The organism is Bradyrhizobium sp. P3_C3 (genome assembly GCF_056402655.1).
In genome coordinates this window covers 1-20,827 of record NZ_JBFUGY010000018.1, presented here as the reverse complement: position 1 = coordinate 20,827, position 20,827 = coordinate 1, and the positions used below count along the sequence as shown (strand labels likewise).

Sequence of the window (20,827 nt, the reverse complement as noted above, 5' to 3'; positions counted from 1 at the left end):
GGGCCGGGGGGCCTGCACCAGAGAATAGCCAGCCAGTCGCTCGCCGCGCGAGCGCACGCCAGCCAAACAAGACATATCATGATTGGGTTGGGTGTATGGCTGACGGGGCTAGGTATTCGCGCGCGCTGATTTTGGGTGCGTCGGTGGTTTCAATTGCGGCGGTGTCGCCGGTGAGCAGCTTTGCGCAGACCGCGGATCAAACCGCGCAATCATCCAAGCCGGTGAAACCCAAACAGGCAAAACGCAAGCCGCCCAAGCCACAGGCCGATCAGCAGCAGGCCAATTCCAGCGTGTGGGATGCGCGCGCGCAGGCGATCGTCGGCGTCCAGGCGCTCGACACCATCACGGCCGCGGCGTCCAAGACCGAAGAGCGCGCGGTCGATGCGCTCGCACCGGTCAGCGTCGTGACGTCGTCGCAGATCCAAAGTCGCCAGGCCAGCACGGTCGGCGATCTCATCTATAATGTGCCCGGCGTATGGGTTCAGAACCGCGGCGACGAGCCGTCAACCTCGATCAATATCCGCGGCTTGCAGGATTTCGGCCGCGTCGCCGTCGTCGTCGACGGTGCGCGGCAGAATTATCAGCGCACGGGCCATTTCGCCAACGGCTCGTTCTTCCTCAACCCCGAGCTGATCAGCGGCATCGACATCGTTCGTGGTCCGACCGCCAACATCTACGGCTCCGGTGCGATCGGCGGCGTGGCGTCGTTCCGCACCAAGGATATCGAGGACGTCGTGCGTGCCGGCGAGCGCTGGGGCGTCGACGTCAAGACCATCCTTGGCAGCAACTACGGACGCGCGCTTGGTTCAGCCTTCGGCGGTGTTCACGTCAATCCGAATGTGGATGTGTTCGCGGGCGGCACCTATTCGACGCAGGAGAGCTACAAAGACGGCACCGGCTTCGAGGTCGCCAACACCGGCAACCGGCTCACCAGCGGCATCGCAAAACTGACGGTGCGCCCGGCCGACGGGCACGAGATCAAGCTCGGCACCATCTTCCAGGAGGACATCTACAGCGTGGGTCAGCCGCCGCGCCGTGCCGGCGATCCCAACTCGACCAATGCGAACGGCGCCAACAACCTGAGCGGCACGTCGATCTACAGGTCCGACGTCAAGAACTACACCACGACGCTCGGCTGGAAATATTCGCAGCCGGATGACCAGTGGTTCGACTGGGATGCGAAGGTCTACTGGAATCGCACCGAGAACGACCAGGTTAAGACCGCGCATACCAGCACGACGCCGTCGGTCTTCTGCGGCGGCGTGCCCGGCAATGCCGTGTCCGGCTGTATCGGCAGCAACCGTGGATATCTGCTCGATACGGTCGGCGTCGACGTGTACAACACCACGCGCTTCGATACCGGCAGCTGGCGTCACGCGGTGACCTACGGACTGGACGCTTTCCAGGACAAGGTGTCGACGCAGGACAGGACCGGCACTTCGGAAGTGACGACGCCTGGCGGTCAGCGCACGGTGTCCGGCGGTTTTGTGCAGTGGAAGGCCAATTACACCTCCATGCTCGAGGTGATCGGCGCGCTTCGTTACGACAATTATCAGCTCTCCTCGGCATCCTCGTCGTCCGGCGGCGACCGTTTGTCGCCGAAGATCACCGTAGGGCTCGTTCCCACGGCGGTCGTGACGCCCTATGTCAGCTACGCCGAAGGTTATCGCGCGCCGTCGATCACGGAAACGCTGGTCAGCGGTCCGCATTCGGGTGCGACGGTCAACGACTCGTTCTTCCGCTGCCCGTCGGGCACGCCGGGTCCGGGCGCGGATTCGACCTTCTGCTTCGTCCCGAATCCGAACCTGCGGCCCGAGGTCGGCAAGAACAAGGAGATCGGCTTCAACATCAAGAAGAACGATCTGTTCACGGCGGGCGATACGCTGCGCGGCAAGATCAACGTGTTCCGCAACGACATCTCCGACTTCATCGATCAGGTGGCCTATGGAAATCCGCTGGTGGTCCCCACCGGCCCGCCGCCGGCGCCCTCCATCACCGTGCTTCCGTTCCTGCAATATCAGAACGTCGCGTCCGCCCGCATCCAGGGTCTCGAGGCCGAGGCGATGTACGACGCGAACACCTGGTTCTTCGGCCTCTCCGGCTCTTACCAGAACGGCAAAAACCTCCAGACGGGATTTGGCCTGTACAGCGTTCCGCCGCAGAAGGTCACGACGACCGCCGGCGTGCGGTTGCTGGACCGGACCCTGATCCTCTCGGTGATGTGGACGTCGGTGATCGCGAACACCGACATCCCGCCGACCTATACGCCGGCGACGTCGTACGATCTCGTCAACCTCTACGCCCAGTATCAGCCGCGGCCCGATCTCACGCTCAACTTCTCGGTCGAAAATCTTCTCAACCAGTACTACCGGCCCTACGCCATTCCGGTCGGCAGCACGGGCGATACGCAAAACGACGTGAAATGGGCGAGCGCCGGCCCCGGGCTCGTGGTCAAGGGAGGCCTGAAGTACCACTTCGGCGGCATCTAAGGAGTACGCCGACGACAGCAAACGGGACGCCGTATTGACCGCCAGAGCCACGCTGATGTCCCAGCGTGGCTTCGGCACGTTCTAAAACATCCGCTCGGCATTTGCCGATCAACAAGACTGACAGGAGAAAAATCTGATGTTCATCGCCATGAATCGTTTCCAGGTGAAGCTCGGCTCGGAAGCTGCTTTCGAGACCGTCTGGCGCACCCGCGAATCCTATCTCGGCAGCATGGCCGGCTTCGTCGAATTCCACCTGCTGAAGGGGCCGGCGCTCGAGGACCACACGCTGTATTCCTCGCACACGGTTTGGGTCGACAAGGCAGCGTTCGAGGCCTGGACGCGGTCGGACGAATTCCGCCGCGCCCACGCGCGCGCCGACAACAAGACCGGCGAAAGCCTCTATCTCGGCCATCCCAAGTTCGAAGGGTTCGAGGTCATCATGACCGAGCGCAAGACGAACGCGGCCGCCTAGATCGCGGCGGGTCAGGAAAGGGAGCCGGACATGCTGAGCGCCGATCTCGCCGATCTCAAGGCGCATATGGCTGACAATCCCGGTGCGGTGATCGAGGACGTTGCGCGCGAGCGCAAGGTCACTCCGCGCGCGGTGATCGAGGCGCTGCCGTCGTCGATGGTCCGCGTTGGTGGCGGCGAGCATTTCGCCGCCGCCATGCAGGACATCGCCGCGTGGGGCGAGGTCACGCTCATCGTGCACACGGACGACGCGATCTTCGAGTTCACGGGCGCGGTCCCGGCGGGCGAGGTCGGCCGCGGCTATTTCAACCTGATGCAGCCGAAGGGATTGCACGGCCACCTCCGCCACGAGCGCTGCGCGGCCTTGGCCTTCGTCGAGCGTCCCTTCATGGGCAAGACCTCGGCCTTCGTCGCCTTCGTCAATGTCGACGGCGGCATCATGTTCAAGGTCTTCGTCGGCCGCGACGAGACCCGGGCGCTGCGGGCGGATCAGCTCGTGCGGTTCCGTCAGCTGGCGGACCGGATCGCGGCGCAGGGCGTGGCATAATTTCCTTCTGCCTATCGGGAGATCAGGATGCAGAGCAATTTTAGGCTTCGGCTTGTGATCCTAACAATTGGGCTGGTGCTCGCGCCGGCCCCGGCCTTCGCGATCGACGAAGCGCTGTTGCCGCGCAATCTGTCGCCCTGGGGCATGTTCCTCGGTGCCGACATCATCGTGAAGGTGGTGATGGTGGGGCTCGCCGTCGCCTCGCTGGTGACGTGGACAGTGTGGCTCGCCAAGACCATCGAGCTGCGCCGCAAGAGCGCGCTCGCCGTGCAGCGGACGCGTGCGCTCGAGGGCAGGATGAAGCTGGCGGAGGCGGCGGAGCGGACCGGCGACGCGCATGATGCGGTCGCCCAGCTCATCCAGTCCTGCGCCAAGGAGGCGGAGCTCTCCGGCGGCATTGTCGATGACGGCCTCCAGGAGCGCGTGGCGCTGCGGCTGGAACGGGTCGAGGCCGCGATGTCCAGGCAGATCGCGCGCGGCACCGGCGTGCTCGCGACCATCGGCGCCACCGCGCCGTTCGTCGGGCTGTTCGGCACGGTCTGGGGCATCATGAACTCCTTCATCGGCATCTCCGAGAGCCACACCACGAGCCTTGCGGTGGTCGCGCCCGGTATCGCCGAGGCGCTGCTTGCGACAGCGCTCGGACTCGTCGCGGCTATTCCGGCGGTGGTGATCTACAACCAGCTCGTCCGCGGCATCGCCAATTACCGCGCGCTGCTTGGCGACGCCTCGGCGCAGCTCATGCTGCTGGTCAGCCGGCAGCGCGACCACAGAGAGTTCCGCCTGGCGCGGGCGGCGGAGTAGGCCATGGCTGCGAAGCTCGGCGCACGCGGGGGATCGCCGCTGAGGCGCGGCGACCCCGGCGATCTCGACGTCACCCATGAGATCAACGTCACGCCGTTCATCGACGTGATGCTGGTGCTGCTGATCATCTTCATGGTGGCCGCCCCGCTCGCCACCGTCGACATCGGCGTCGAGCTGCCGGCCACCGCCGCCGAGCCGGCGCCGCGGCCGGACAAGCCCACCTTCGTGACGGTGAAGCCGGATCTCACCGTCGCCGTCGGCGAGGAGACAATGGCACGCGAAGGCCTCGTCACGGCGCTCGATGCGGCCACCAAGGGCCGCAAGGACGAGCGCATCTATCTGCGCGCCGACAAGGCTGTCTCTTATGGCGACCTGATGGAGGTGATGAACACCTTGCGCAATGGCGGCTATCTCAAGGTCGCCCTGGTCGGCCTCGACGGACGCAGCTGATGTCGGCGAGCGCTTTTGCCCTGCATCAACCGCTCGGCGAGCGCGAAACGGCGCGTTGGGGCGTTTCGGCCGCGGTGATCGTGGCGTTGCATGTCATCGCTGCGGTGATCGCGATGAATTGGGTGCGGTCGCAACCGGAGCAGGGCGTCACCCTGCCGGCGATCATGGTCGATATGGCGCCGATCACGTCGGCGCCGCAGGCGACGCCGGACGACGTCGTGCCGGGGCCGGTGATGAAGGAGGCCGATGCCTCACCGCCGGAGCCGATGCAGCGGCAGGCGGTCGAGGAGACCATCGCGCCGACACCGCCGCAGGAGAAGCCCGACGTGGTGGCGCCGCCGGAGCAGAAGCTCGAGCCGACACCGGACAAGCCGGAGCCCGCGAAAATCGTGCCGCAGGAAAAGCCGGCGCCCGAAAAGCCGAAAGTAGTTCGTCCGGAGGCAAAGAAGCCGTCGGAGGCGCGCCCCGCGCCTCGCACCAGCGCGCCGCCGCGCGCCGAGCGGGAGGCGCCTGCAGCGTCCGCCATGAGCGCGGGCGCGGTCGCATCGCTGGTTGCGAGTTACAATCAGCGCGTCCGTGCGCATCTGATGCGCCTTCACTCCTATCCGTCGGGCGGCAACGGTCAACGCGGGCTGGTCCGGGTGAGTTTCACGATCGGCCGTAACGGCCAGGTCACGTCCAGCCGCATCGCTTCGTCCGGCGTTGCCGCGTTCGATGCCAAGGCCACGTCGATGATCCACCAGGCCTCGCCGTTCCCGCCGATCCCGGCGGAGATCAAGAACAGCTCGATGAGCTTTACCGTTCCGGTGGACTTTATCGTGCGGTAAGCTTGCTCTCTCACTCCCTCTCCCCGTTCCTACGGGGAGAGGGAGTGGTGAGGGGCTGTCTCCGCGCACTCATCGAGAGTGCGGGAATGGAGTTCTATCCTCGTCATTGCGAGCGCAGCGAAGCAATCCAGACTGCCTCTGCGGAGAGACTCTGGATTGCTTCGCTGCGCTCGCAATGACGGAGGGTGAGGCGCCACTGTCGGTTCCTTCCCTCTCCCCGTGAGAACGGGGAGAGGGAAGAGAGTTCGGCTTACTTCGCCTTCAGGAAATCCGCGACCTCGAGCAGCATGAACTCGTCGTCGTCGGCCTTGTTGGGATCGCGGCTGGACGAGAACGGCAGGTTGTTGTCGTTGCCGACGATGATGTGGGTGTCGTCGACGCGATCGACGTTCTCGATGGTGAAGAACGGGAAGGTGTAGACGCCGTCATTGAGCGGCTTGCGGGCCTTCTTGTCGGGGTCCTGGATCTTCATCAGGTCGATATAGCCGATCTTGCGCACGGGCTTGCCGACATTGGCGTCGGTCAGCTCGATCTTGTAGACGCGCTTGAACTTGGCGATGTCAGGGAAGCAGTTCTCGCCGCGGGTGCCTTGCGGGCAGGCCTTGTCGGCCGTGCCTTCGCCGTTGTCGCGCTCGATGATAAGGCCGGAGGCCTGATCGATCATGTTGAAGTCGCCGATGGCGTTGCCGTTCTGCTCGAACACATATTGCCAGTAGCGGCCGGTGAATTTTTCGGCGGCGACGTCGAATTCGAGGATGCGGGAGGCTTCCTTGCCGTCGACCTTCTCCCAGTCCTTCTTGTCGGCGTCCCAGATCGGGCCCTCGAGCAGGCCGTAGAGGAACTTGCCGTCCTTCGAGGACGCAAAGCCTTCATAGCCCTTGGAGCGGCGCAGGTTGACATTGGTGTAGGTCGCGCCCGGCGCGCCCGGCGTCGCCACGGCCCAGTTGTCCGGCGAGCGCACTGGCTTGCCGTCGGCAACCGTCTCGAACACGCCGAGGATCTTGCCGGTCTTGTCGGCCTTCAGGATATAGGGGCCGAACTCGTCGCCGATCCAGAAGGTGTCGCCGATGATCTGGAAGCCCTCGGTGTCGAAGTCGGAGCCGGTGAGGTAGCGCTTCTGGGTGTCCTCATGGACGATGCGGAACGGCACCTTCTTGTCGGGATCGTGCAGGAAGATCGTTTCCTGGCGCTCGATCTTGCCGCTCGCCCAATCCATCTTGTAGCGGTTCAGGTACAGCATCGAATCCGGCGAGTTGGCGCGCGCGCCCATGCCGTTGTCGGTGATGACCCAGTAGCTGCCGTCGGGCATGTGCTTGATGCCGGAATGGCCCTGGAGCGGCTGGCCCTTGAACGGCAGCGACACGCCGGTCGCACGCTCATAGGACTTGCCCATCACGGTGCCGAGCGCGTCGACGCGCTTGCCGGTGGTGTATTTGCCCGAGGTCTTGAGATCGGCAGGCGCGTCGGCCGGCGCGTCGATGAAGGTCGCGGCCGGCATCACCACGTGGCCGGCGAGCTTCGCCGGGAATTCACCCTCGTTCTGTGCAAGCGCGGTGCTCGCGGTGAGAATGATCGTTGCGACGGAGGCAAGAAAAGTCGCGCGCATGTGCGTCTCCTGTTAGCGGACGACGCCTTATGCGGATCGCATGTTGCAGTTTTGTGAAAGCGGGCCAAACGCCGCAGCAGCCGGCTACTCCCTTACCTCGGTCGCCGCATCGCTGCGTGTCACACGCCTTCATAGACCAGCCGGGTGAAAAAGCCGGGGTCGATGACGAACTGGCCAAATTTCGCATCGAACGCGGCCGTCGGCTTGGCGGCAACGGCCTCGTCGCGCGTCTTTCCCTGCTTCTTGAGATTGCCGACATTATCCCGGATTGCGACCAGCATGTCGCGGAATTCCTGGAGCTCCGCCTTGTTGCTGACGGGCTTGCCATGACCGGGAATGATGATGGTGTCGCTTTTGGCCGCGGCGAGATTGGCGTCGGACGCCGCAATCATGCCGTCGATGCTGCCGCCGGTCGAATAGTCGATGAATGGATAGATGCCGTTCCAGAACGTATCGCCGACATGCAGAACGTTGGCTTCGGCGAACATCACCGAAATATCGCTGTCGGTATGCGCGGGCCCGTAATATTTCAGAGCGATCGATGCGCCGTTGAGCTTGAGCTGATGCTCTTTGGTAAAAACCTGTGCCGGGACGGCGCTGGCCGGTAGGGCGAGGAAATTGTAGTCCCAATCCTCGACCCGCTGAACGACGGAAAGGTGCTTGCGGGTATTTTCGTGCGCGAGAATCTTGGCGCCTGCCGCATGCAGCCATTCGTTACCGTCAGCGTGGTCGAAGTGCCAGTGCGTATTGATCAGATGCGCGATTGGTTCGTTGCCGAGTTCGGTCAGCGCCTTGCTGAGCTGAGGGCGTGAGACGCCGATGCCGGCATCGACCAGAAGCTTGCCGTCAGGTCCCGTGAGGACGGCGATGTTGCCGCCGGATCCTTCGAGCACGCTGACATTGTTGCGCAGCTTGTAGGTCGTGATGGGAGAGGTTGCCGCGCTGTCCTTGATCAGGCTGACGAGGCCGCGGGCTTCTGCGTAGGCCTGTCGAGGGCTAAGCCATCCCGCCGTGGCGGCGAACGTAGCGCCGACGCAGCACAGGCAAAAGCCGCGTCGAGACATTGAATGGAGCTTTGGCGATCCCATGCGATGCTCGCTTTCTGGAGCGAGTATCGACTGCGCCCGCGGTCGCCCCGCCGCTGGCGGGGCAAGGTGCGACCAAGGACGAAAGCAGTCTACCACGATTGCACGATCCGCGACGGTTGCGCGCCGTAGCCCGTTACTCCTTGACCGCGCCGGTCAGCGAGGAGACGTAATAATCCACGAACAGCGAATAGAAGATCGCAACCGGCAGCGAGCCGAGCAGCGATCCCGCCATCAGCGCGCCCCACTGGTAGACGTCGCCGGTGACGAGCTCGGTCAGGATCGCGACCGGCACGGTCTTGTTGGCGCCGCTCTGGATGAAGGCGAGCGCGTAGATGAACTCGTTCCAGGACAGCGTGAAGGAGAAGATGCCGGCCGAGATCAGCCCGGGCACCGCCAGCGGCAGCGTGATCCGGCGGAGGATCTGGAGCCGCGTCGCGCCGTCGACCAGCGCGCATTCCTCGAGCTCGTAGGGGATCGACTTGAAATAGCCGATCAGGAGCCAGGTGCAGAACGGCACCAGGAAGGTCGGATAGACCAGGATCAGCGCCATCGGTGAGTCGAACAGGCCGAACTGCACCACGACGGTGGCGAGCGGGATGAACAGGATCGACGGCGGCACGAGATAGGCGAGATAGATGCCGAGGCCGACATAGGGACTGCCGCGGAAGCGCAGCCGCTCGATCGCATAGGCGGCGAGCGTGCTCGCGATCAGCGACAGCGTGGTCGACCCGATCGCAACGATCATCGTTGTCCACAGCCAGCGCGGATAGGCGGTGTCGAACAGCAGGTGCTTGACGTGCGCCAGCGTCGGCGAAGTGATCCAGAACGGGTTGTGATCCTTAAAATTCATCAGCTCTGCGTTCGGCTTGAACGACGTGATCGCCATCCAGTAGAACGGAAACAGCAGGATCAGCACGAAGCAGCCGAGTGGCAGGTAGATCATCATCAGCCGCCGCAGCCCGGAATCCCAAGCCATGGTGTCGGGCGGTGTGTTGGCGACGGCGGCCGGCTGCGCGACAGTATCAGTCATTGGCCTCTCCCTGCTGCCATTTGCGGCGCGCCAGGCCGAAATATGAGAACAGCGTCGCGAACACCAGGAACGGGATCATCGACACCGCGATCGCGGCACCTTCGCCGAGCTCGCCGCCGGCAATGCCGCGCTGGAACGCGAGCGTCGCCAGCAAATGGGTCGAGTTCACCGGGCCGCCGCGGGTGATGGCGTAGACGAGCTGGAAGTCCGTGAAGGTGAAGATGATCGAGAAGGTCATGACGATGGCGAGGATCGGCATCATCATCGGGAAGGTGATGTAGCGGAAGCGCTGCCAGGCGCTGGCGCCGTCGAGCATCGCGGCCTCGTAGAGCGAGGGCGAAATGGTCTGCAGGCCCGCGAGCAGCGAGATCGCGACGAAGGGAATGCCGCGCCAGATATTCGCCGCGATTAGCGAGAAGCGCGCTGGCCAGGGCGCGCCGAGGAAGTCGATGTTGGTGGTGCGCCAATGCAGCACGTCGACCAGCAAATAGGAGATGATCGAGAATTGCGGATCGTAGATCCACCAGAACGCCAGCGCCGAGAGCACCGTCGGCACGATCCAGGGCAGCAGCACGATGGCGCGGAGCAGGCTCTTGAACGGAAAATGGTTGTTGAGCAGCAGCGCGAGCCAGAAGCCGAGCGCGAACTTTCCGAAGGTCGCGACCGCCGTATAGAACACGCTGTAGAACACCGCGCCCCACCAGAGGGGATCGGTGAGCAGATACTGGAAATTCTCAAGGCCCACGAAGACGCCACGTCGGCCGATCGTGGTGTCGGTAAAGGCGAGCCAGATGCCGAGACCGAGCGGATAGGTCAGAAACACCGCGAGGAGCCCGATCGCGGGTGCCAGGCACATCACGATCAGGAACGGCTTGTAGTCGAACAATCGCACCAGCCAGGATTGCTGCCGGTGCGCCAGTACGGGGGAGGAGAGGGTGGTCACGGACATCGGGTCGTTGTCCTGTTTTAGGCTGTTACCACACCGCCATTGCGAGCGATGCGACTTGTCCGCCGTAGCTTTGGCGAAGGCAGAAGCAATCCAGTCTGTCTCCGCAGTTGCAGTCTGGATTGCTTCGTCGCGTCGCTCCTCGCAATGACGGCCGCGTTGTCGTCGGCCGCTACCTCTGTCTGCGGAAGTACCGCTTGCAGCGCTGTTCCGCTTCCGCAGCCGCGGCTTCGGGCGTCGCCGCACCGGTCGCGACCGAGGCGAACATCTGCACCGTCACATAGTCCGCGCGAACAGCTCCGGTGGCGGTCGAAATCGGACCCTTGTAGCCGGCGTAATACGTGCTGTTCATGGTGTCCCTGAAGATCGCGACCTTGGGATCGCCCTTCCACACCGCCGCATCGGCGTAGGCCGCAAGCGGTTGCGACCAGTAACCGCTGTTGGCGTTGAGCCACGGCTCGTACTGGTCCTTCTCCAGCATGAACTGCAGGAAGGCCTTCGCCGCGTTCGGATACTGGCTGTGCTTGAACACCATGGCGTTCAGCGTCAGTCCCGACATCGGCGAGATCGGTGCAAGGCCCTTCGGCAGCAGCTGATGTTCGGAATCCTCGGCGATCGCCGCGGTCGCCGGATCGTTCTTCAGGGAGAAATACAGCGAGACGCCGTTCGCCGTCAGCCCGATTTCCTGCGAGGAATAGGCGCGATTGTTGCTGACGTCGTTCCAGGACGGCGTACCGGCGATGAAGGTCGGGTAGAGCTCCTTCACGAAATTCAGCGCCGCGATGGTCTCCTTGCTGTTGATGGTGACATTGCCTTCCTCATCCAGCAGCGAGGCATTGTGCGACCACATCATCCAGTCCGCAAAGCCGTTGCCGTCGCCGACGGCATTGCCCAGCGCAAAGCCAGCGGGCTTGCCGGCCTTCTGCAGCTTCTTGCAGAGGTCCAGGAGCCCGGCATGATCGTCCGGCGCCTTGTCGAACCCGACGGATTTGAGGATGGATTTGCGATAGATCAGGGGACCGGCGGTGGCCCCGAACGGGAGCCCGATCCAGGTATCGCTCTTGGCCTTCTTGCCGTAGGCCTTCGCAAGGTTCTGCCAGCCGCCATACTTCTTGCCGAGATAGTCGGCGACGTCGGTCAGCTCGATCAGCTTGTCGACATAGATGTGCGGCGCGTCGGAGAAGCCGATGATGATGTCGGGGCCGGCGCCGGAATTTGAGGTCACCGCGGTCTGCTGGTTGATGTCCTCCCAGCCGACGAAATCGACCTTGACCTCGACCCCGGTCTCCTTGGTGAATTTAGCCGCGTTGGCACGGAACACGTCTTCGTCGGCCTGGACGAAGCGCACCGGCCGCAGCATGCGCAGGGACGCGCCTTTCTCGATCGGCAGTTTCGGTGCGGGGACGTCCGCGGCCTTGATTGCGGATTGAGCGTGCGCTGCAACACCGGTTGCCGCGAGCGCCGTAGCGGACAGGCCCAGAGCCAAGGCATCACGACGGGTGATGTCGTTCCTCATCAGTTCCTCCCTATGATGTCTCCCTTCCCGGCGTTGATCGCCGGTGAAGGGCCGTTCCGATTCCCGGCGCGTCTTGCGGCCGGCCGCCTAGCTGTTCGGGCCGCGATCCATGCTGACGGGCTGCCAGCGGCGGAGCGCGGTGTTCTGCAGCACCGACGGATTGACGCAGCTTACCGGCCACATGCCCTGAAGCACCAGTGACAATTCGTAGCCCACGCGGCGCTTGCGCGCCTCGTCGAACCGTGCCGAGGCCGAGGCGACATGGGCGGTCAGCGTCACGTTCTCCATGCTGAGGATGGGATTGTTGTGCGAGGGCGGCTCCTTCTCCAACACGTCGAGGGCGGCGTGCGCAATCCAGCCCTCCTGGAGCGCCTTGATCAGGCTTTCCTCGTCCACGGTGGCGCCGCGGCCGGTATTGATGAAGACCGAGCCTTTCTTCATCTGCCGGAAGTGCTTCTCGGTGAGCATGTGATGCACCTCGGGCCTCGCCGGGGCGTGCATCGAGACGAAATCCGACTGCGACAGCACCTCGTTCAGCGTCGCCGGGATCACGCCATGGTCGTACATCAGCGTTTCCTGGATGAAGGGATCGTAGGCCATCATGCGCAGGCCGAACGGGGCGGCGCGCTTCGCAACTGCACGCGCGACGCGGCCGAACGAGACGAAGCCGAGCGTCTGGCCCATCAGCCGCGGGATCTTCAACAGCGCTGGCCGGCCCTCGGCCCAGCGCCCATCGCGCACCATCCTGTCCTGCTCGACCAGGCGGCGGAAGCCGGCGAGCAGCAGCATCATGGCGTGGTCGGCGACCTCCTCGATGAAGGTGTCGGGGATGTTGGTGACGGGAATGCCGCGGGCGGTCGCGGCCTTCACGTCGACGCTGTCGACGCCGACAGAGCCGAGCGTGATGACCTTGCAGCTCTCCAGCGCGTCGATGATGGTCTTGGAGATCGGGATGCCCTTGGCATAGATGGCATCGGCGTTTTTCGCGGCGGCGATGAATTCGGCCTCATTGGCCGGCGCCTCGATGATCTCGGCATYGATCGGATCGAGCGCCTCACGCTCATAGGAATAGTCGCTGCCTGCGACCGTGAAGCTCGCGCCCTTCGGCGTCACCACCCTGTATTTCGGCATTTCCTGCTCCCGATTTGGTCTGTCGGTTCTTGTTGTGACCCGCACCTTGTGGGCGGGCCTTTGCGTCTTTTACGCGAAATCGGAGCGGTCGCGTACAATCGTCGGTTGCCGCTGCGGCGATTTATTCGACTGTTTCGGCCTTTCGTCCGGGCTTCTACGGAGCCGCCCGTAACAGGTTGATAAGAGGTCACACACTAAAAGTTGAATCAAATTTATCGATTCCCTTGCGCGCCCGTATCCCATTATTGCCGGAGCTGTCCCGTGAAGTTGAGCAATCTGAAGATCGCCCCGAAGCTCGGTATCCTCGTCGGCGTCACCCTGTTCGGCCTTTGCCTCTCCGGTCTTCTCGCCGGCTATCTGATGAAGCGCGAGATGGTGAATGCGCGCATCGACCAGGCCAAGTCGATCGTCGACCTGGGTCGCAACTACGCCGCGGCGCTGAAGAAACGCGTCGATGCCGGCGAGCTGACCAAGGATGCGGCGCTGGCCGACCTTCGCCGTTACGGCAACGCGATGACCTACGACAACGGCTCGGGCTATTTGTTCGGCACGTCCTATGACGGCATCACCCAGCTCGCGCCCGATCCGAAGCAGATCGGCACCAACCGCATGGATGTCGTGACCAACGGCCGCAAGCTCTCCGTCGAGCTGATGGACGGCGTCAAGGCCAACGGCTCGATCCTGCTCTATTATGATTACGTGAAGCCCGGCCAGGAGACGCCGATCAGCAAGATCGGTTACGCCGTCGCGGTGCCCGGCTTCGACATGTATCTCGGCACCGGCGCCTATCTCAGCGACATCGACGCCAAGATGGGCCCGGTCTACTGGCTGCTAGGTCTTGCCATGCTCGGCATCGTCATCGTCGCCGGCGGCGTTGCCTGGCTGATCAGCCGCGGCATCAGCCGCCCGCTGGAGCTGCTCGGCGCCCGCATGAAGGATCTCGCCGACGGCAAGCTCGAGGGTGAGATTCCCGGGGGTGGTCGCGGCGACGAGGTCGGCGCGATGGCCTCGACCGTCCAGATCTTCAAGGACAACGCGGTCCGCATCCGCGGCCTCGAGAAGACCGAGGCCGATGCCAAGGAGCGTGCCGCGGCGGAACGTCGCAGCGCGATGGAGGGCATCGCCAGCGATTTCGAACGCAGCGTCAACGGCATCGTCCGCTCGGTCTCCTCGGCCGCCGCCGGCATGCAGAGCACGGCGCAGTCGATGACCGCGACGGCCAGCGACGCCTCGTCGCGTGCGGCGACGGTCGGCGCCGCCTCGCAAAAAGCCTCCGGCAATGTCGGCACGGTTGCCGCAGCCGCCGAAGAATTGTCGAGCTCGGTTGCGGAAATCTCCCGCCAGGTCACGCGCTCGACCGAAGTCGCGAGCCGGGCCGTCAGCGATGCCGAGCGCACCAACGCCACCGTGCAGGTGCTCTCGACCGGCGCCGAGAAGATCGGCGAGGTCGTCAAGCTGATCCACTCGATTGCGGCGCAGACCAACCTGCTTGCGCTCAACGCCACCATCGAAGCGGCGCGCGCCGGCGAGTCCGGCCGCGGCTTCGCGGTGGTGGCCTCCGAGGTCAAGGCGCTGGCGAACCAGACCGCGAAGGCGACCGAGGAAATCTCCGCGCAAGTGGCGGCGATGCAGACCTCGACCAGCGACGCGGTCACGGCGATCTCCGGCATCACCCAGACCATCGCCGAGATGAGCGAGATCACCGCCGGCATTTCCGCCTCGATCGAGCAGCAGGGCGAAGCGACCCGCGAGATCGCCCGCAACATCCAGTCGGTCGCGGCCGGCTCAAACGAGATCAACGCCAATATCGGCAGCGTCACCTCGGCCGCGGAAGCGACCGGCTCTGCCGCCACCGACGTGCTCACCAACGCCCGCGAGCTGGACAGCCAGTCCGGCGCGCTGCGCAGCGCCGTCGACGGCTTCCTCGCCAAGGTCCGCGCGGCGTAAAGCCGAACGCACGGAATTCGTAGGGTGGGCAAAGGCGCGCAAGCGCCGTGCCCACCTTTTTTCTTTTTCAACTTTTCGGCCGTCATGCCCCGCGAAGGTGGGGCATCCAGTACGCCGCGGCCCATCGGGTCAATCACCAACGTCTCGGAATACTGGATCGCCCGCCCCAGTGCGCAATTGCGCACAAGGCGGGCGATGACACCTTCCTAGACCCCCTACTGCTTCTCGATCTTCGCGTTCGTGATCAGCTTCTCCCACAGCACCAGCTGCTCGTTCACGAAAGTGCCGAGCTGCTCCGGCGTGCCGGAGAAGGCGTCCATGCCGAGCGTGGCGAGCTGGGCCTTGATCTCCGGCTTCTCGACGATCTTCCTGATCTCGGCGTTAAGTCTGGTCACGATCTCCTTGGGCATGCCGGCGGGGCCGAAATAGCCCTGCCACGACGAGATGTCGAAATCCGGCACGCCGGCCTCCTGCATCGAGGGCAGGTTCGGCACCAGCGGCGAGCGGTCCTTGGTGGTGACGGCGAGCGCGCGCAGTGYGTTGCCGTTGACGTGGGGCAGGCCGGTCAGGATGTCGACGAACATCATCGAGACGCGGCCGCCCATGACGTCGTTGAGCGCCGGCGGCGAGCTCTTGTAGGGCACGTGCAGGAGGTCGAGCCCGGCATTGTGCGCAAAGGTCGCACCCGACACGATCGCCGAGGACGAGCCCGACGCGTAGCTCAGCTTGCCCGGATTGGCCTTGCCGTAGGCGACGAGCTCGCCGACGGTCTTGGCCGGCACCTCCGGGTGAATCACCAGCATGAAGGGCAGGTCGCCGGTCCGCGCGATCGGGGTGAAGTCCTTGACGGGGTCGTAGGTCAGGCTCTTGAGCAGATAGGGATTGGCCGAATGCGTGGTGTTGGTCGTCACCAGCAGCGTGTAGCCGTCGGGGGCGGCGCGCGCCACAAAGGTCGCGGCGATCATGCCGTTGGCGCCGGCCTTGTTCTCGATCACGATGCCGACGCCGAGCGCCTGCGACAAATGCTGCGAGATCAGCCGCGTCGTGGTGTCGGTGCCGCTGCCGGCCGCGAACGGCAGCACCAGCGTGATGTTGCGGCTCGGATAATTGTCGGCCTGCGCGGCGGATGCGGCGGCGAGACAAAGTGCGGCTGCGCCGGCAGCGCGCAGAGCGCGGATCAGTGATGACAGCATGTCTGGACGTTCCCTCTTTTTCGTTGGCGGGGAACCTAGCTTCTCTTCGCAAAAATCGGAAGACGGGAGTTTGTCACCCACCTCGCGGAATTACTTCACCGCAGAACCCTGGCGAGAGGCGAACACGACGCCGGCGAGCACGAGCGCATAGCCGATCAGATGAAACGGCTGGAGCTTTTCGCCGAGCAGCAGGATCGCCATCGCCGAACCGAACACCGGGACCAGATGGAAGAACGGCGCCGCGCGGTTCGGGCCGATCAGCGCCACGCCGCGGTTGAAGAAGAGATAGGCCAGCGTCGAGGGAAAGATCAGGATGTAACCCAGCGTCGCCAGCGTCACCCCGTCGAGTTGCAGGACGCGGCCGCTTAGGGCTTCCCAGATCGCGGCGGGCAGCAGCATCGTCGCGCCACAGAAGGTGGTGAAGGAGAGAAAGGAGAGCTGGTGGATCTTCGGCCGGCGCGGGATGAAGGCGGAGTAGAGCCCGAACGCCACCAGCGAAGAGGCGAACATGATGTCGCCCCTGTTGAAGCTGATGCTCGCGAGCGCGGCGAGATCGCCGCGCAGGATGATGATCAGCACGCCGAGAAGCGAGATCGCGATGCCGGCGAGCTGCGCACCCGTCAACCGCACGCCGAACAGCACCAGCGACCACAGCGCCACGAACAGCGGTCCGGCCGACTGGATCAGCAGTGCGTTCAGCGCCTCCGTGTATTGCATCGCCCAGTACGAGATCGCGTTGTTGAAGGCAAAGCCGACCAGCGACAGGAACAGCATCAGCGGCAGGCTCTTGCGCAAATTCGGCCAGTCGCGCTTCAGATGCGGCCAGGCGAACGGCAACAGGATCAGGAACACGCCGAACCAGCGGATCGTGGTCACCGTCAGCGGCGGCACATGCGCGCCGACATGGCGCGCGAGCACGATGTTGCCGGCCCAGAACAGCGAGCTCAGGCTGAGCAGCAGGTAAGGCTGGTTGTTGAGCCAACTGGCCGGATTCGAGGCCTTTGGCGCGGGCGAAGCAATCGTCATTGGCGTTGGATGCGACCTTGCGCCGGATTCTTGTTGTGACACAAGTCTCGCGGCCGCAAGGCTACAATGCAGGCATGGCTTGAGGAGGTGTCATTGGCGGTTAATATGTTGAACATCGAGGGCCTGGAGCGGCTCGATGCAAATGCGCCGGTGGTGATGCTGAACCTGATGCGTTTTCACCAGCGCTCGCGCGATGGCGACGGTTCGGGCTGGGACGCATATCTTCGTTACAGTGCGATCACGGTGCCCATGATCAGGGCACGCGGCGGCACGCTGCTGTGGACCGGCGAAGCGAAGGCGGTCGCGCTCGGCCCGCATGATGGCAACGACTGGGATTTCGTCGCGCTGGTCTATTACCCAACGGTTGCGGCTTTCATCGACATGATGACGTCGGAGGCTTACGAGACGCAGGCCGACCCGCATCGCGTCAACGGCTGCGCCGAGCACGTGATCATCGCGACGAGCGAAGCGTACAGCAAGTTCAGGATGAGTTCACACCGAGATTCGTAGGGTGGGCAAAGGCGCGCTCTTCGCGCGCCGTGCCCACCATCCTTCCCGTTTCAACTGGCATGGTGGGCACGCTTCGCTTTGCCCACCCTACGATGTTGAGTTACGTCGCCTGCTTCCTTGACGCCACGAACACGCCGGCCAGCACCAGCGCGAAGCCGATGAAGTGGAACGCCTGCGGGTGTTCGCCGAGGAAGGCCATCGCCATGATCGAGCCGAACACCGGCACGACATGAAAGAACGGCGCGGCGCGGTTGGCGCCGATCAGGCGCACGCCGCGATTGAAGCAGAGATAGGCGAGCGTCGACGGGAACACCGCGACATAGAACAGCGTCAGCAGGTTCGGCCCGTCGAGCTTCATCACCGGACGCGCGGACAGCTCCCAGATCTCGAGCGGGATGAGACAGGCGGCGCCGGCGCCGAAGGTGAAGGCGAGGAACGACAGGCCGTGCATCGGCGGCCGCTTCAGGGTCAGCACCGAATACAGCGCGAAGATGATCAGCGCGACAATGAAGATGAGGTCGCCCTTGTTGAACGCGATGTTCGACAGCGTGGTGAAATCGCCATGCAGCAGGATCGTCAGCACGCCGCACATCGAGAGAGCCACGCCGAACGCCTGTGCCGCGGTGAGGCGGACGCCGAGGATGGCCAGCGACCACAGCGCCACGACCAGCGGCGCGGCCGACTGGAGCAGCAGCGTGTTGAGTGCCTGGGTATGTTCCAGCGCCCAGTATTGCAGCGTGTTGAAGGCGCCGATGCCGGTGATCGACAGCACGATCATCAGGCCGAGCCTGCTGCGGATCGCGGGCCAGTCCTGGGCGAGATGTTTCCAGGCGAACGGCAGCACCAGCAGGAAGGCGAAGGTCCAGCGCAGGAACGACAGTGTCACCGGCGGGATGTGCCCGGCGGCGAGCCGCCCGACCACGGCATTGCCGGCCCAGCACATCGCGGTGATGCTGAGCAGGAGATATGGCTGGTTGGCGATCCAGCTGTGACTGGATGATTCGGTGCTCGTGGTCTGGCCGGTGGCGGACATCGTGGTTGTTATGGCCCCCGCGTGGAGTACGCCGAGGCACCGGCCCGGCAAGGTCGGGCCGGCTGACAGCCCGGCATGCCCAAAGACACGGAAATCGAAGTGGCATCAACGGGGGGCGGACGCATCGCGACCATGCAGCGGCGGATCAGCCTCGCGCTTTGGCCGAAGCTTACGAAATGGCCATGGAAGGCTTCTGGATTTTACGGGGATATCAAAGGGTTAAAGTGCGTCTTGAGCCCCGAAAAAGCCCCGTTCTTGCTTGCCTAGAGAGGCTGCTTCCTTTATCCGGTTGGCTGCCTCGCGTGCGAACGGCTCCGGCCGTCAGCTGGGCTGGCGCATCTAAAATCTTCAGAGGATTACCCGCGAATGGCCAACGTTGTCGTCGTCGGAGCCCAGTGGGGCGACGAAGGGAAGGGCAAGATCGTCGACTGGTTGTCGGAGCAGGCGGACATCGTCGTCCGCTTCCAGGGCGGTCATAACGCCGGCCACACGCTGGTCATCAACGGCAAGACCTACAAGCTCGCGCTGCTGCCCTCCGGTGTGCTGCGCGACCAGAAGCTGTCGGTGATCGGCAACGGCGTGGTGTTCGATCCGCAGGCCTTCCTCGACGAGGTCACCAAGCTGCGCTCGCAGGGCGTCGCGATCTCTCCGGACAATCTGCGCGTCGCCGAGAACGTCACCCTGATCCTGCCGCTGCACCGCGAGCTCGACGCGCACCGCGAATCCGCCAATGCGGCAACCGCGATCGGCACCACCCGCCGCGGCATTGGACCTGCCTATGAAGACAAGGTCGGCCGCCGCGCCATCCGCCTGATGGACCTCGCCGATCTCGACACCCTCCCGCACAAGATCGACCGGCTGCTGGCGCATCACAACGCGCTGCGCCGCGGCCTCAACCTGCCGGAGTTTGACGGCAAGGTGATCCTGAAGGAATTGACCGCGCTCGCGCCTGAGCTACTGCCTTACGCCGAGACGGTGTGGCGGCTGCTCGACATCAAGCGGCGCGAAGGCAAGCGCATGCTGTTCGAGGGCGCGCAAGGCGCGCTGCTCGACGTCGACCACGGCACCTATCCCTACGTCACCTCGTCCAACACGGTGGCGGCGCAGGCCGCGACCGGCTCGGGCCTCGGCCCCGGTGCGGTCGGCTACGTGCTCGGCCTGTGCAAGGCCTATACGACCCGCGTCGGCCAGGGCCCGTTCCCGACCGAGCAGGACAACGAGACCGGCCGCAAGATCGGCGAGCGTGGCCGCGAGTTCGGCACCAACACCGGCCGTCCGCGCCGCTGCGGCTGGTTCGACGCCGTGCTGGTCCGCCAGGCGGTCCGGACCTGCGGCATCAACGGCCTGGCGCTGACCAAGCTCGACATCCTCGACGGCTTCGACACGATCGAGGTCTGCACCGGCTACAAGCTCGACGGCAAGGAGATCGACCACTTCCCGGCCGGCGAGGGCGCCCAGGCCCGGGTCGAGCCGATCTACGAGACCATCGAGGGCTGGAAGGAGCCGACCGCCAATGCCCGTTCCTGGGCGGACCTGCCGGCCCAGGCCATCAAATATGTCCGCCGGATCGAGGAATTGGTGGGGTGCCCGGTCGCCCTGCTTTCCACCAGCCCGGAACGCGAGGATACTATTCTGGTGCAAAATCCGTTTGAGGCTTAACGATATCTTACCGGGACGTGCGCTAGTTGAGTTGAAATGGCTGATTACTATCCGCTGATCGCCCGCGCTATTTCCGCCCTGGACCCCAACGCTCCCGGCGAAAGCCGTCGCGCGCTCTACGAGCGTGCGCGCACGGCCCTGATCGCGCAGCTCCGCAGCGTGCAGCCGCCGCTCTCCGAATCCGAGATCACCCGCGAACGGCTGTCGCTGGAAGAGGCCGTCCGCAAGGTCGAATCGGAGGCCGCCCAGCGCGCCCGGGAGGCCTCGCGCCCCGGTCCCGGTGGCGGCGCCCGCAGCAGCGGCAGCGGAGACGCCTTCCGCCGGGCCAGCACCCGCGCCGCCGAGGGCACCCCGCCGCCGTCYCAGCCGACCGCTCCACGCACCCGTCCGGCTCCACCGCCGCCGCGTGCCGACCGCCCGTCCTTCAATGTCGATGAGCAGGGCGACGCCCCGCGTGCGCCGCGGGCCCCGCGTTTCGACGCGCCGCGCCAGCCGGGCCCCCCGGCGCCGCGGGCCCCGCGTTTCGACGCGCCGCGCCAGCCGGGCCCCCCGGC

General features: G+C 64.6%; 18 protein-coding genes and 1 pseudogene. 10 read left to right on the top strand and 9 right to left on the bottom strand.

The annotated features are described in order from the left end of the window. Positions 1-95: 95 nt before the first annotated feature. From AC1DW2_RS21205 to AC1DW2_RS21180, 6 genes are all read left to right on the top strand, one after another. The gene (locus AC1DW2_RS21205) at positions 96-2,489 is read left to right on the top strand and encodes a TonB-dependent hemoglobin/transferrin/lactoferrin family receptor (RefSeq protein ID WP_477007124.1); all 2,394 of its coding nucleotides are present in this window, start codon (positions 96-98) and stop codon (positions 2,487-2,489) included. Positions 2,490-2,625: 136 nt separating this feature from the next. Next, entirely contained in the window at positions 2,626-2,961 is a 336-nt protein-coding gene (gene hmuQ, locus AC1DW2_RS21200; protein WP_063981154.1) for a heme-degrading protein HmuQ, read from the top strand. 30 nt (positions 2,962-2,991) lie between these two features. Continuing rightward, positions 2,992-3,507 carry a heme utilization cystosolic carrier protein HutX gene (hutX, locus tag AC1DW2_RS21195; protein WP_477007123.1) on the top strand — a complete coding sequence of 172 codons (516 nt, stop codon included), beginning with the start codon at positions 2,992-2,994 and terminating at the stop codon, positions 3,505-3,507. Positions 3,508-3,534: 27 nt separating this feature from the next. Next, on the top strand, positions 3,535-4,311 hold the full coding sequence (gene exbB, locus AC1DW2_RS21190) for a tonB-system energizer ExbB (protein ID WP_477007122.1): 777 nt from the start codon (positions 3,535-3,537) through the stop codon (positions 4,309-4,311). Positions 4,312-4,314: 3 nt separating this feature from the next. Continuing rightward, entirely contained in the window at positions 4,315-4,761 is a 447-nt protein-coding gene (exbD, locus tag AC1DW2_RS21185; protein ID WP_063981157.1) for a TonB system transport protein ExbD, read from the top strand. Further along, positions 4,761-5,588: a TonB family protein gene (locus AC1DW2_RS21180; RefSeq protein WP_477007121.1), complete on the top strand. Its 828-nt coding sequence runs from the start codon at positions 4,761-4,763 to the stop codon at positions 5,586-5,588. Before exbD ends, AC1DW2_RS21180 begins: the two co-directional genes overlap by 1 nt. 250 nt (positions 5,589-5,838) lie before the next feature. Here the strand turns inward: AC1DW2_RS21180 and AC1DW2_RS21175 are convergent, their stop codons facing one another. The 6 genes from AC1DW2_RS21175 to AC1DW2_RS21150 form a co-directional block, all read right to left on the bottom strand. Next, positions 5,839-7,194: an esterase-like activity of phytase family protein gene (locus tag AC1DW2_RS21175; protein WP_477007120.1), complete on the bottom strand. Its 1,356-nt coding sequence runs from the start codon at positions 7,192-7,194 to the stop codon at positions 5,839-5,841. Positions 7,195-7,313: 119 nt separating this feature from the next. Beyond that, positions 7,314-8,282, bottom strand: coding sequence for an MBL fold metallo-hydrolase (locus tag AC1DW2_RS21170; protein WP_166344357.1), 969 nt, complete (start codon positions 8,280-8,282; stop codon positions 7,314-7,316). Positions 8,283-8,415: 133 nt separating this feature from the next. Further along, positions 8,416-9,312, bottom strand: coding sequence for a carbohydrate ABC transporter permease (locus AC1DW2_RS21165; RefSeq protein WP_028151054.1), 897 nt, complete (start codon positions 9,310-9,312; stop codon positions 8,416-8,418). Next, entirely contained in the window at positions 9,305-10,261 is a 957-nt protein-coding gene (locus AC1DW2_RS21160) for a carbohydrate ABC transporter permease (RefSeq protein WP_071909793.1), read from the bottom strand. Before AC1DW2_RS21160 ends, AC1DW2_RS21165 begins: the two co-directional genes overlap by 8 nt. A 169-nt stretch (positions 10,262-10,430) precedes the next feature. Next, entirely contained in the window at positions 10,431-11,774 is a 1,344-nt protein-coding gene (locus AC1DW2_RS21155) for an ABC transporter substrate-binding protein (RefSeq protein WP_135216984.1), read from the bottom strand. Between the two features lie 87 nt (positions 11,775-11,861). After that, complete coding sequence (locus AC1DW2_RS21150) at positions 11,862-12,905, bottom strand: C-terminal binding protein (protein WP_477007119.1); 1,044 nt, start codon at positions 12,903-12,905, stop codon at positions 11,862-11,864. A gap of 261 nt (positions 12,906-13,166) precedes the next feature. Between AC1DW2_RS21150 and AC1DW2_RS21145 the strand changes: the two genes are divergently transcribed. Beyond that, entirely contained in the window at positions 13,167-14,852 is a 1,686-nt protein-coding gene (locus tag AC1DW2_RS21145) for a methyl-accepting chemotaxis protein (protein WP_477007118.1), read from the top strand. Positions 14,853-15,067: 215 nt separating this feature from the next. On the opposite strand, the gene AC1DW2_RS21140 is transcribed toward AC1DW2_RS21145, so the two are convergent. Continuing rightward, on the bottom strand, positions 15,068-16,045 hold the full coding sequence (locus AC1DW2_RS21140; protein ID WP_477007117.1) for a Bug family tripartite tricarboxylate transporter substrate binding protein: 978 nt from the start codon (positions 16,043-16,045) through the stop codon (positions 15,068-15,070). 90 nt (positions 16,046-16,135) lie between these two features. Continuing rightward, positions 16,136-17,071, bottom strand: a complete 936-nt coding sequence (locus AC1DW2_RS21135; RefSeq protein ID WP_167768318.1) for a DMT family transporter — start codon at positions 17,069-17,071, stop codon at positions 16,136-16,138. 105 nt (positions 17,072-17,176) lie between these two features. Here AC1DW2_RS21135 and AC1DW2_RS21130 point away from each other — a divergent pair, with 105 nt between their 5' ends. Beyond that, positions 17,177-17,581, top strand: coding sequence for a DUF1330 domain-containing protein (locus AC1DW2_RS21130; RefSeq protein ID WP_477007153.1), 405 nt, complete (start codon positions 17,177-17,179; stop codon positions 17,579-17,581). Between the two features lie 100 nt (positions 17,582-17,681). Here the strand turns inward: AC1DW2_RS21130 and AC1DW2_RS21125 are convergent, their stop codons facing one another. Continuing rightward, positions 17,682-18,614, bottom strand: coding sequence for a DMT family transporter (locus AC1DW2_RS21125; RefSeq protein WP_477007116.1), 933 nt, complete (start codon positions 18,612-18,614; stop codon positions 17,682-17,684). 366 nt (positions 18,615-18,980) lie between these two features. On the opposite strand from AC1DW2_RS21125, the gene AC1DW2_RS21120 reads away from it, so the two are divergent. Both AC1DW2_RS21120 and AC1DW2_RS21115 read left to right on the top strand, forming a co-directional pair. After that, positions 18,981-20,273 carry an adenylosuccinate synthase gene (locus AC1DW2_RS21120; protein ID WP_085398944.1) on the top strand — a complete coding sequence of 431 codons (1,293 nt, stop codon included), beginning with the start codon at positions 18,981-18,983 and terminating at the stop codon, positions 20,271-20,273. Between the two features lie 36 nt (positions 20,274-20,309). Then, positions 20,310-20,827: pseudogene (locus tag AC1DW2_RS21115) on the top strand (hypothetical protein); the annotation flags it as partial.